This window comes from Leuconostoc sp. DB-1 (assembly GCF_013414845.1).
Lineage (GTDB): Bacteria > Bacillota > Bacilli > Lactobacillales > Lactobacillaceae > Leuconostoc > Leuconostoc mesenteroides.
Genome location: NZ_JABFNJ010000001.1, coordinates 1,937,501 through 1,948,702 on the forward strand (window position 1 = coordinate 1,937,501; position 11,202 = coordinate 1,948,702).

Here is an 11,202-nt window from a genome sequence, read left to right on the forward strand (position 1 = left end):
TTCCTCTCCATCATGGACGCTTAGCTCAGCTGGGAGAGCACCTGCCTTACAAGCAGGGGGTCACAGGTTCGATCCCTGTAGCGTCCATTGACATTCATGTCAAACTTGCCACGTCGGGATAAGCGATGCCGACTTAGCTCAGTTGGTAGAGCACCGCTCTTGTAAAGCGGGGGTCGAAGGTTCGAGTCCTTTAGTCGGCATAATTTATGCGGAAGTAGTTCAGTGGTAGAACATCACCTTGCCATGGTGGGGGTCGCGGGTTCGAATCCCGTCTTCCGCTTCTATGCCGGCGTGGCGGAATAGGCAGACGCACAGGACTTAAAATCCTGCGATAGAAATATCGTACCGGTTCGATCCCGGTCGCCGGCATATATGCACCTATAGCGCAATTGGATAGAGCGTCTGACTACGAATCAGGAGGTTGCAGGTTCGACTCCTGCTAGGTGCATAGAGGTTGAAGGAATTCAAACTCTTTTTTTAAGTTTAGTGGGGCGATAAGCTCTCGATAGACTAATTCGGGATGTAGCTCAGCTTGGTAGAGCACCTGGTTTGGGACCAGGGGGTCGCAGGTTCGAATCCTGTCATCCCGATTGATTAGGGAAGCTAATCAAGACAGACCGCGGTGTAGCTCAGCTGGCTAGAGCGTTCGGTTCATACCCGAGAGGTCGAGGGTTCGATCCCCCCTGCCGCGATAGGCTCGATTTAGGACCATTAGCTCAGTTGGTTAGAGCAGACGGCTCATAACCGTCCGGTCGTTGGTTCGAGTCCAACATGGTCCATGCAGGACAAGTAAGAAAGATAATGGAGAATTACCCAAGTCTGGCTGAAGGGAACGGTCTTGAAAACCGTCAGGTCGGGAAACCGGCGCGTGGGTTCGAATCCCACATTCTCCTTAGGCATTTGAAGAAGGTGTCATAATATAATCGCGGGATGGAGCAGTCTGGTAGCTCGTCGGGCCCATAACCCGAAGGTCGTAGGTTCAAATCCTGCTCCCGCAATTGGTCGCATGGTCTAGCTGGTTAGGACGCCTGCCTGTCACGCAGGAGATCGCGGGTTCGAGCCCCGCTGTGACCGTTCATTGGGAACAATGAGATGGCTCTGTAGCTCAGTTGGTAGAGCAATGCATTGAAGCTGCATGTGTCGGCGGTTCGATTCCGTCCAGCGCCATAGGGAGAGGATCCCGAAGAAAAGCTTGCGAATGTAGTTCAATGGTAGAATTCCAGCCTTCCAAGCTGGCTATGCGGGTTCGATTCCCGTCATTCGCTTTTGTCTATGTAAGAGTAGGCAAGGGGAATACGGGCCATTAGCTCAGTTGGTTAGAGCGCTGTGTTGATAACGCAGAGGTCCCAGGTTCGAGTCCTGGATGGCCCATTAAGAAGTAGGAGAGGATTACCTCTCCTTTTTTGTTGCCTTTTGGTAGATAATGGGTTAAAATGAGAACATCAGTTACCATAAGTAGCGCATTTTAGAAAATCATTGGTTGATGAAAAATGGTACGCGTGAAACTCCAGTAACAAATAGTTTAGCAGGTAATGCTGCTCGGGATCACCGTTATTGATAATGAAGTGTTATGGTTTATTTATATGATCATAAAAATTGGGTGGTACCACGGAAATGCGTTTTTCGTCCCTTGTTTAGCGACAAGAGAAGAACGCGTTTTTTATTTTATGAAAAAGAGGACATATTAAATGTTAGATATACGTTATATGCGTAAAAACAGCGCAGAAGTCAAGCAACGTTTAGAATACCGTGGCGTTAACCCAGAAACAATTGACGAGTTATTGGAACTTGACCAAAAACGACGGGATTTGATCCAAAAAGTTGAGTCTCTTAAAGCACAACGTAATGATGTATCAGATAAAATTGCTTTTGCTAAGCGTCAAAAAGAAGATGCTAGTGAAGCAATTTTGCAAATGAAGCAAGTCGGGGCAGATATTAAGAGTCTTGATAATGAGCAAACATTGCTGGATGAACAGGTTCGAGAAATCGCTGCTCATTTGCCAAACATGGCTGCTTTTGATGTACCAGTTGGGCCAGATGAATCTGCTAACGTAGAACAACGAAAGTGGGCCCCAGAGGAATATGGATCACGTCCGCATGCCTTAGAAGAAGCATCGTGGGTTAAAGCTCATTATGAAATTGGAGAGAATCTGGGGATACTTGACTTTGAGAGAGGCGCAAAAGTTTCTGGTGCCCGCTTCTTATACTACGTTGGTGATGGGGCAAGGCTTGAACGTGCTGTCTATAACTTTATGTTAGATGAGCATAGGCAAGAAGGTTACACTGAAATGATCACGCCGATTGTGGTGAATGATTCAGCAATGTTTGGAACAGGACAATATCCAAAGTTTCAAGATGATGCTTATCGTGTAGAAGGATTGAATCAAACATATATTCCAACAGCGGAAGTCCCTTTGACTAACTATTATTCAGGTGAAGAATTGCCAAGTGAGGACTTACCAATCAAGTTCACTGCGCTGTCACCTTCTTTCCGTAAAGAAGCGGGATCGGCAGGTAAAGATACGCGTGGATTAATCCGTTTGCATCAATTTAATAAGGTTGAAATGGTTAAATTTACCAAACCAGAAGATTCTTACGAAGAATTAGAAAAGATGACACTAGATGCGGAAAACATTTTACAAAAATTGAATTTGCCTTATCATGTGATTGTATTGTCAACAGGCGACATGGGATTCTCAGCAGCAAAAACATATGATATTGAGGTCTGGATGCCACAGCAGAACGTTTATCGAGAAATTTCTTCAGTATCAAACACTGAAGATTTCCAAGCCCGTCGAATGCACATTACCTATCGTGATGCAGATAATAAGTTACAGCTTGTGCATACATTAAATGGTTCTGGTCTAGCAGTAGGGCGAACAGTAGCGGCTATTTTAGAAAACTATCAAAATGAGGATGGTTCAGTAACTATTCCAGAAGTTTTGCGACCTTATTTAGCCGGACAAGAGAAGCTTGAACCAACAACACACCATTAATTCAAAGGAAGGGTCTATATTTTGGACTCTTTTTTTGGTATAATTAGTCATATAATACACATATTTTGCAGTAATATACAAAAAATAGATTTTAGAGGAGAAACGAGCGAACTTACTACTCGCACGTTAAAAGTAATGGCCAATCCAATACGTAAATTAGTTGATAATTCAAAGCAACAACTAAAGAAATTAAATAAAATTGCCGATCAAGTCGAAAGTTATGCAGACACTATGGCTAGCATGTCAGATAGTGAGTTACAGGCTAAAACTGGAGAATTCAAGTCAAAAATTGCTGATGCAATTGATGGTATTGAGGACAAGGATAAGCAAAATAAGGCTTTGGCAAAAGTTTTAGACGAGCTGTTACCAGAAGCTTTTGCTGTGGCGCGGGAGGGAGCTAAACGAGTTCTTGGTTTGTATCCTTTCCATGTTCAAATCATGGGATCCATCGTATTACACGGTGGAAATTTAGCTGAAATGCGCACAGGTGAAGGTAAAACCTTGACAGCAACAATGGCTGTTTATTTAAATGCGTTATCAGGTCGCGGTGTGCATGTTGTTACAGTGAACGATTATTTATCCGCTCGAGATGCGGAACAAATGGGTCAATTATACAATTGGCTTGGATTGACAGTCGGTGTCAATGTTGGTGATGCGCCAGCAGAAGAAAAGCGTGCTGCTTACAACGCTGATATCACTTATTCTACCAACTTTAACATCGGGTTTGATTACCTACGTGATAACATGGTACGACGCGCAGACGAGCGTGTTATGCAACGAGGATTGAACTTTGCACTTATCGATGAAGCAGATTCAATTTTGATTGATACGGCACGTACACCTTTGATTATTTCTGGACCAGGTTCAGGAGTCTCCCAACTTTATGCTCGCGCTGACCGTTTCGTGAAAACTTTGCAACGTGATGAGGACTTTAAGGTTGATGAAGAAGCCAAGGCGACTTTGTTAACACCTGAAGGAATTCACAAAGGCGAGATATTCTTTAACTTGAATAACTTATATGATGCTGACGATACAGCCTTAACGCATCATATTGACCAAGCCTTGCGGGCTAATTTTAATTACATTAAAGATAAGGATTATGTCGTTCAAGATGGCGAGGTTAAGTTGATTGATCAGTCAACGGGCCGTATTTCTGAAGGAACACGTTTATCAGACGGTTTGCACCAAGCTATTGAAGCTAAAGAAAACGTCGAGATTCAAGAAGAAAATAAATCAATGGCGCAAATTACTTATCAAAATTTGTTCCGTATGTATAAGAAACTTTCAGGTATGACTGGAACCGCTAAAACTGAGGAAGAAGAATTACGTGAAATTTACAATATGGAAGTAATCAGTATTCCTACGAACCGTCCTGTTAGACGTGTGGATAAACCTGATTTGCTTTATACGTCTATTCGTGCCAAGTATAATGCGGTTGTTAAATTGATTGTTGAATTGCATGAAAAGGGACAACCTATCTTAATTGGTACGGGATCTGTCGAAGATTCAGAATTATTATCAAAAATATTGATGACGAAAAATTTGCCTCACAATGTTTTAAATGCCAAAAACAATGCCAAAGAAGCTGAGATTATTGCTAATGCCGGACAGCGTGGTGCAATAACTGTTGCAACCAACATGGCTGGTAGAGGGACTGATATTAAACTTGGTCCTGGTGTTGCGGAACTCGGTGGGTTAGTTGTTATTGCCACAGAACGTCATGAATCACGACGTATTGATAATCAGTTACGTGGTCGTGCAGGACGTCAGGGAGATGAAGGCTTTTCACAATTCTTTCTTTCATTGGAAGATGATTTGATGATTCGTTTTGGTGCTGAACGTGTCCGCTTGATGATGCAGAGAATGAATTTGGATGAAGATACAGTGATTACCAATCGGTTTATTACTCGTTCTGTCGAATCAGCCCAAAAACGTGTTGAAGGAAACAACTATGATACACGTAAAAATGTTTTGCAGTACGATGATGTTGTACGTGAACAACGTGAATTGATTTATCATGAACGTGATGTTGTCATTGATGAATCAGAGTCATTGGAATGGGTTTTGATGCCAATGGTTGAACGTACTATTAACCGTGTCGTGGATGCTCAAACGAAAGAGAAGAAGTCATCCGATTGGAATCTGCCGCAAATTGTTGCTTTTGTTGGCAATGCCCTAGCACATGATGATGCCGTTACAGTGCAACAACTGCAGGGATTGACTCGTGATGAAATCAAAGCAAAATTATTAGAGCTAGCGAAGTTAAATTATAAAGAAAAGCAAAGCCAGCTTTATGATCCAGAACAAATGTTGGAGTTCGAGAAAGTTGTTATTTTGAGAGCAGTTGATCAACACTGGACAGATCATATAGATTCTCTTGATCGGTTGCGTCAAGGTGTTGGTTTACGTGGATATGGACAATTAAATCCACTCATCGAATATCAAAGCGAAGCATTTGCGAACTTTCAAAAAATGATTGCAGATGTTGAATATGACACAACACGCACATTTATGAAAGCTGAAATTCGTCAGAATTTACGTTCTTAATATACAAATAAAAGCGAACTTTGTTCGTTTTTATTTTGAAAGGAATTAATATGGAAATTATTGATGCAAAGCATGCCGTCAGTGATATGCAGGAGAATATCGAACGTTTTCGCGGAACGCTCGATATGGAAGCACTTACGGAAGAAATTGCTGATTATGAAAATCGTATGACGGAACCTGATTTTTGGAACGACAATGAAAAAGCGCAAAAGGTTATTGAAGAAAATAATGTTTTAAAAAATCGTCGTGATTCATTTTTGAATTTAACAAATCAAGTTGAAGAATTAGAACTATTAATAGAAATGGCTGTGGAAGATCCTGAGGATGAGGACACGCTAGGTGAACTTGAAGCAGGGGTTGCGAAGGCGCAAAAAGATATTGATGCTTATAATTTAGAGCAACTATTAACTGAGCCGTATGATGCAAATAATGCCATTTTAGAAATTCATCCAGGTTCTGGTGGTACTGAGTCGACAGACTGGGGTGCTAACCTATATCGTATGTACACGCGTTGGGCACAGCAACATGATTTTCAAGTTGAAACCTTAGATTATCATGCAGGAGATGAAGCGGGTATTGATAGTGCAACGATTAAAGTAACTGGACATAATGCCTATGGCTTTTTACGAAGCGAAAAAGGTGTGCACCGTTTCGTAAGAATTTCTCCTTTTGATAGCGCTGGTCGACGTCATACGAGTTTCGTATCAGTTGATGTAATGCCTGAGCTAGACGATTCAATTGAGGTTGAGGTACGTGATGATGATGTTAAAATGGATGTGTTCCGTTCTGGTGGCGCCGGTGGACAAAACGTCAACAAAGTTTCAACAGGTGTTCGTCTAACGCATGAACCGACAGGAATTGTTGTTTCATCAACTGTAGAGCGTACTCAGTATGGTAACCGTGATTATGCCATGCGTCTGTTGAAAAGTAAGCTATACCAGTTGGAATTAGAGAAAAAAGAAGCTGAGCGTGCGGCGTTGACAGGCGAAAAAATGGAAAATGGTTGGGGATCACAGATTCGCTCTTACGTTTTGCACCCCTATCAAATGGTTAAGGATCATCGAACAAATTATGAAACTAACCAACCACAAGCAGTACTGGATGGTGATTTAGATCCTTTCATCAATGCGTACTTGCAGTGGCAGTTATCACTTAAAAATCCTAATTAATAATTAGTCGAAACATTACTGTTTCGACTTTTTAAATTTTATAAGTATAAAATAGACTAAACAAAAAGATTTCCTAATAAATGTTTAATAGGTTATAATATAAGTCAATATAAGACGTAGGCAGCCTAATTTTAAGGAGGCAAACATGGATAATAATTATACACCAAGTGCGCAAAATGTATTGGTTTTGGCACAGGAACAAGCAAAGTATTTTAAGCACCAAGCTGTGGGTACAGAACATCTTTTACTCGCCCTAGCAATAGAAAAAGAAGGCATCGCCAGTAAGATATTAGGTCAGTTTAATGTTATGGACGATGATATTCGTGAGGAAATTGAACACTTTACAGGATATGGTATCACTAGTCGGTATGATAAAAACATCTATTTACCTTATTCACCAAAAGCGGCAGATATTTTACATCAAGCGAATGAAGAGTTGCGTGCTTTAGCACAATCAAAAGTTGGAACAGAGCACATTTTGTTAGCTTTATTACAGGATGAAAGCATACTATCTTCACGAATTTTACTAGCATTAGACGTTAATTTACAAGATATGCGTCGTGCAATTCTTCGAAAATTAGGCATTACTGATGTGCGGAAGCAAATGAAGCAACAGGAGAAGCAGCAAGCATCAGCGGGAACGCCTACTTTAGATGGATTGGCACGTGATTTGACTCAAATGGCGCGAGACAACAAAATTGATCCAGTAATCGGTCGCCCAAAGGAGGTTCGTCGTGTTATACAAATACTATCCAGACGAACAAAAAATAATCCTGTATTGATTGGAGAACCTGGTGTTGGAAAAACTGCCATTGCTGAAGGACTGGCACAAAAAATCGTAGACGGTGAAGTACCTGAAAACTTAGCCAAGAAACGGTTGATGGCATTGGACATGGGGTCACTGGTTGCAGGAACAAAATATCGTGGAGAATTTGAAGACCGATTAAAAAAAATCATTGAAGAAATTTATAATGATGGCGAGGTTATTCTATTTATCGATGAGTTGCATACATTGATTGGTGCAGGTGGCGCCGAAGGCGCCATTGATGCATCGAATATTTTAAAGCCAGCATTAGCACGTGGTGAATTGCAAACTTTGGGTGCTACGACATTTGATGAGTATCAAAAATATGTCGAATCCGATGCAGCTTTAGAGCGCCGCTTTGCATCAGTAACAGTTGATGAACCAACTCAAGATGATGCTATTGCTATTTTGAAAGGAATTCGTTCTCATTTTGAGAAACATCATCAAGTTCAGATTGATGATGCAGCTATTGAAGCGGCTGTGAAACTTTCGGCTCGCTATATTTCGGATAGATTTTTGCCCGATAAAGCCATTGATTTGATGGATGAAGCTGGAGCAAAAGTACGTATTGATGCCACTGGGAAAGCAACACCAATATCGAAAGCCAAGGTTCGTTTTGCAGAAGTTCAAGCGGAAAAAGAAGCTGCTATTACGTCATTGGACTTTGAAAAGGCAGCCCAGTTGCGCACTGAAGAGATGAAATTGAAGCAGAAACTGGCAAAGTCAGAAGCTAAAGATACTCAAAATAACCAAAAAGAAAATGCTGAACGATATTCGCTTCATGTTACAGAAGAAGATATTGCTGAGGTTATTTCGCAACAAACCGGTGTGCCTGTTATGCAAATGGAAAAGAACGAGCAACAACGTTTGGTCAATTTGGAGTCAGTTCTGGGGCGCCGTGTTATTGGACAAAAGACAGCTATATCCGCAGTGGCTAGAGCAATTCGTCGTGCTCGTTCTGGATTAAAAGACCCTAGTCGCCCGATTGGTACATTTATGTTTTTGGGACCAACTGGTGTTGGAAAAACAGAACTAGCTAAAGCGTTAGCTGAAGCAATATTTGGCAGCGAAGATAACTTGATTCGAATTGACATGTCAGAGTATCAGGAACGTTGGTCATCTAGTCGTTTGATTGGTTCGGCACCCGGATATGTTGGTTACGACGAAGGTGGCCAATTAACGGAGCAGGTTCGTAATCATCCCTATTCTGTTGTCCTATTGGATGAAGCGGAAAAAGCGCATCAAGACATCTTTAATTTAATGTTACAGGTGTTTGATGATGGTTATTTAACGGATTCAAAAGGACGAAAGGTTGATTTCAAAAACACAATCATCATTATGACTTCCAATCTTGGTGCAACACGATTGCGTGATGAAAAATCAGTTGGGTTTGGTGCAGTTGATTTGAAGGACGATCACGAAGCAGTAGCTGCAAAAATACGTGAAACCTTAAAAGAAACATTCCGACCAGAATTTATTAACCGACTAGATGAAGCTATCGTGTTTGAAAGTTTGACGAAGCCTGAATTGCATGAAATTGTCAAGCTAATGAGTCGTTCAGTTCTACAGCGTGTTGCTGAGCAAGGTATCAGTGTTAAGATAACACCAGCAGCAATTGACGTAGTAGCTTCAGCGGGATTTGATCCCGAATATGGTGCGCGTCCAATTAGACGTGCACTCCAAACTAAAGTTGAAGATGCATTAAGTGAAGAATTACTGCGAGGTAATATCACAACTGATGATGCGGTAACGATTGGTGCCAAAAATGGTGAAATCAGAATTAGCACAAAGCCATTAAAGAAAGATACGACAAAAGCGTAAGTTTTTAAAGTAAAAATAATATGTAAAGATTAGTGATTACCCAACCACCGCTTAAAAACGGTACAAAGGGTAATCTTTTTTGTTGTGAGTATAATAGATAGAGTAAAGCCAGGCAACAACTGATGAGTAAAGTACAAGAAAAAATAACAGGCGTGTTTGATAGTACTAAACTTAGTAGTACCGGTATATCACCACTGCCTAATGTGTGCCGATGTTTTACGAGAATTATAGATAAAATTAAAATGAGGACTGTTAAACACAGATGTGCAGCATCATGATGAAGTATAAGTAGATAGCCTATCCAGGGAAATAAAATATTCGCGTGTATGCTTTGTTTCGAACAGTCTTCTAACGATAAAAATAATAATAAGACTCCTGTAATCCAAGTTACAGGTGTAGCCCATAAGAGTGTGCCAATTAATATGTAAGACAATTCAAAAATAGCATAGTAGTGACCAAAATGAGCATGACAATAGCGACATTTGTTGCGTAGAACACATGCCGAAATAACTGGTATAATATCAAACCAAGCTAAATTATGATCGCAATAAAAACAAAAAGAGCGTTGTATTTTCAAAGAGACACTGTTGGACAACCGAGCCGCAGCACATATAATAGTTGAGACGATAATACTATTAAACAAAAAGACAAATATATTTTCCATAACTTATCATACGTTGTGGTAATCATTTTTTCATTTAGCATGGAAAGTTGTTAAAACCTATTGACAACACGGCTCAAAATGGTATTATATTGAACGTGCTTTTGAGTAATCTGTTCTGTGACATCGTCACACTGTGCTGAACGGCGCTGTAAAGGCAATTGTCAGCAGATTTTCAGTGATATGATTTTTGGAAATATAAAAATGATACACCTGGAACTGTGAAATTAATGAAAATTTAAAGGAGACTGTAGCATGCCTACAATTAACCAACTGGTTCGTAAGCCACGTAAGTCAAAGGTTTCTAAGTCAAAATCACCTGCTTTGAACTTTGGCTACAACTCAATGAAGAAGAAGGCAACTAATAATGCTGCACCACAAAAGCGTGGTGTTGCTACTCGTGTTGGAACAATGACACCTAAGAAGCCTAACTCAGCTTTGCGTAAGTACGCCCGTGTGCGTCTTTCAAACTTATATGAAGTAACTGCATATATTCCAGGTATTGGACACAACTTGCAAGAACACTCTGTTGTTTTGATTCGTGGTGGCCGTGTTAAGGATTTGCCTGGTGTACGTTACCACATTATCCGTGGGGCTTTGGATACTGCGGGCGTTGATGGTCGTATGACTTCACGTTCAAAGTATGGCACAAAGGCACCAAAGAAGTAAGAAGGAGACTGACTAATGCCACGTAAAGGTTATACTAAGCGTCAGGAAATTTTGCCTGACCCAATTTACAACTCAAAGCTCGTTTCACGTTTGATCAACAAGTTGATGCTTGATGGTAAGCGTGGTACAGCTTCAACAATTTTGTACGATGCTTTTGATCGTATCAAGGAAGCAACTGGTAACGATCCATTAGAAGTTTTCGAACAAGCTATGGAAAACATTATGCCAGTATTGGAAGTTAAGGCTCGCCGTGTTGGTGGTTCTAACTACCAAGTGCCAATCGAAGTTCGTCCAGATCGTCGTTCAACTTTGGGACTTCGCTGGTTAGTTAACTACTCACGTTTGCGTAACGAACATACAATGGATGAACGTTTAGCTAAAGAAATCATGGATGCCGCTAATGATACTGGCGCATCTGTAAAGAAGCGTGAAGACACACACAAGATGGCTGAAGCGAACCGTGCATTTGCACACTACCGTTGGTAAAAATTTGATACTGAGGCTAGTAGATAATACAACCCTTGGTATGCAGAT

At 40.9% G+C, this 11,202-nt stretch carries 7 protein-coding genes and 15 tRNA genes (1 of these 22 running past the window's edge); 21 read left to right on the forward strand and 1 reads right to left on the reverse strand.

From position 1 onward, the window contains the following. The 19 genes from HFP47_RS09585 to HFP47_RS09675 form a co-directional block, all read left to right on the forward strand. A tRNA-Ser gene (locus HFP47_RS09585) sits at positions 1-10 on the forward strand (it extends 81 nt beyond the left edge of the window). Between the two features lie 4 nt (positions 11-14). Further along, a tRNA-Val gene (locus HFP47_RS09590) sits at positions 15-87 on the forward strand. Between the two features lie 40 nt (positions 88-127). After that, positions 128-200, forward strand: a tRNA-Thr gene (locus HFP47_RS09595). Positions 201-208: 8 nt separating this feature from the next. After that, positions 209-280, forward strand: a tRNA-Gly gene (locus tag HFP47_RS09600). A 5-nt stretch (positions 281-285) separates the two neighbouring features. Continuing rightward, positions 286-369 (forward strand) — tRNA-Leu (locus HFP47_RS09605). A 5-nt stretch (positions 370-374) separates the two neighbouring features. Further along, positions 375-448 (forward strand) — tRNA-Arg (locus HFP47_RS09610). Positions 449-516: 68 nt separating this feature from the next. Continuing rightward, positions 517-590 (forward strand) — tRNA-Pro (locus tag HFP47_RS09615). A 28-nt stretch (positions 591-618) separates the two neighbouring features. Next, positions 619-692: transfer RNA gene (locus tag HFP47_RS09620), tRNA-Met, on the forward strand. Between the two features lie 13 nt (positions 693-705). Beyond that, positions 706-779, forward strand: a tRNA-Ile gene (locus HFP47_RS09625). A gap of 24 nt (positions 780-803) precedes the next feature. Continuing rightward, a tRNA-Ser gene (locus HFP47_RS09630) sits at positions 804-893 on the forward strand. 31 nt (positions 894-924) lie between these two features. Next, a tRNA-Met gene (locus HFP47_RS09635) sits at positions 925-998 on the forward strand. 2 nt (positions 999-1,000) lie between these two features. Then, positions 1,001-1,074, forward strand: a tRNA-Asp gene (locus HFP47_RS09640). Positions 1,075-1,094: 20 nt separating this feature from the next. Next, positions 1,095-1,167, forward strand: a tRNA-Phe gene (locus tag HFP47_RS09645). 27 nt (positions 1,168-1,194) lie between these two features. Next, positions 1,195-1,265 (forward strand) — tRNA-Gly (locus HFP47_RS09650). Between the two features lie 32 nt (positions 1,266-1,297). Further along, positions 1,298-1,371 (forward strand) — tRNA-Ile (locus HFP47_RS09655). Positions 1,372-1,688: 317 nt separating this feature from the next. Continuing rightward, entirely contained in the window at positions 1,689-2,996 is a 1,308-nt protein-coding gene (serS, locus tag HFP47_RS09660; protein WP_011679121.1) for a serine--tRNA ligase, read from the forward strand. Between the two features lie 135 nt (positions 2,997-3,131). Beyond that, positions 3,132-5,543, forward strand: coding sequence for a preprotein translocase subunit SecA (gene secA, locus HFP47_RS09665; protein ID WP_011679122.1), 2,412 nt, complete (start codon positions 3,132-3,134; stop codon positions 5,541-5,543). 50 nt (positions 5,544-5,593) lie between these two features. Next, positions 5,594-6,712 carry a peptide chain release factor 2 gene (prfB, locus tag HFP47_RS09670; RefSeq protein WP_011679123.1) on the forward strand — a complete coding sequence of 373 codons (1,119 nt, stop codon included), beginning with the start codon at positions 5,594-5,596 and terminating at the stop codon, positions 6,710-6,712. 145 nt (positions 6,713-6,857) lie between these two features. After that, on the forward strand, positions 6,858-9,338 hold the full coding sequence (locus HFP47_RS09675; protein ID WP_011679124.1) for an ATP-dependent Clp protease ATP-binding subunit: 2,481 nt from the start codon (positions 6,858-6,860) through the stop codon (positions 9,336-9,338). Positions 9,339-9,342: 4 nt separating this feature from the next. Here the strand turns inward: HFP47_RS09675 and HFP47_RS09680 are convergent, their stop codons facing one another. After that, complete coding sequence (locus HFP47_RS09680) at positions 9,343-10,002, reverse strand: prepilin peptidase (protein WP_011679125.1); 660 nt, start codon at positions 10,000-10,002, stop codon at positions 9,343-9,345. 252 nt (positions 10,003-10,254) lie between these two features. On the opposite strand from HFP47_RS09680, the gene rpsL reads away from it, so the two are divergent. Continuing rightward, the gene (gene rpsL, locus HFP47_RS09685; RefSeq protein ID WP_004911305.1) at positions 10,255-10,668 is read left to right on the forward strand and encodes a 30S ribosomal protein S12; all 414 of its coding nucleotides are present in this window, start codon (positions 10,255-10,257) and stop codon (positions 10,666-10,668) included. A 15-nt stretch (positions 10,669-10,683) separates the two neighbouring features. Continuing rightward, the gene (rpsG, locus tag HFP47_RS09690; RefSeq protein ID WP_011679126.1) at positions 10,684-11,154 is read left to right on the forward strand and encodes a 30S ribosomal protein S7; all 471 of its coding nucleotides are present in this window, start codon (positions 10,684-10,686) and stop codon (positions 11,152-11,154) included. Positions 11,155-11,202 lie beyond the last annotated feature (48 nt).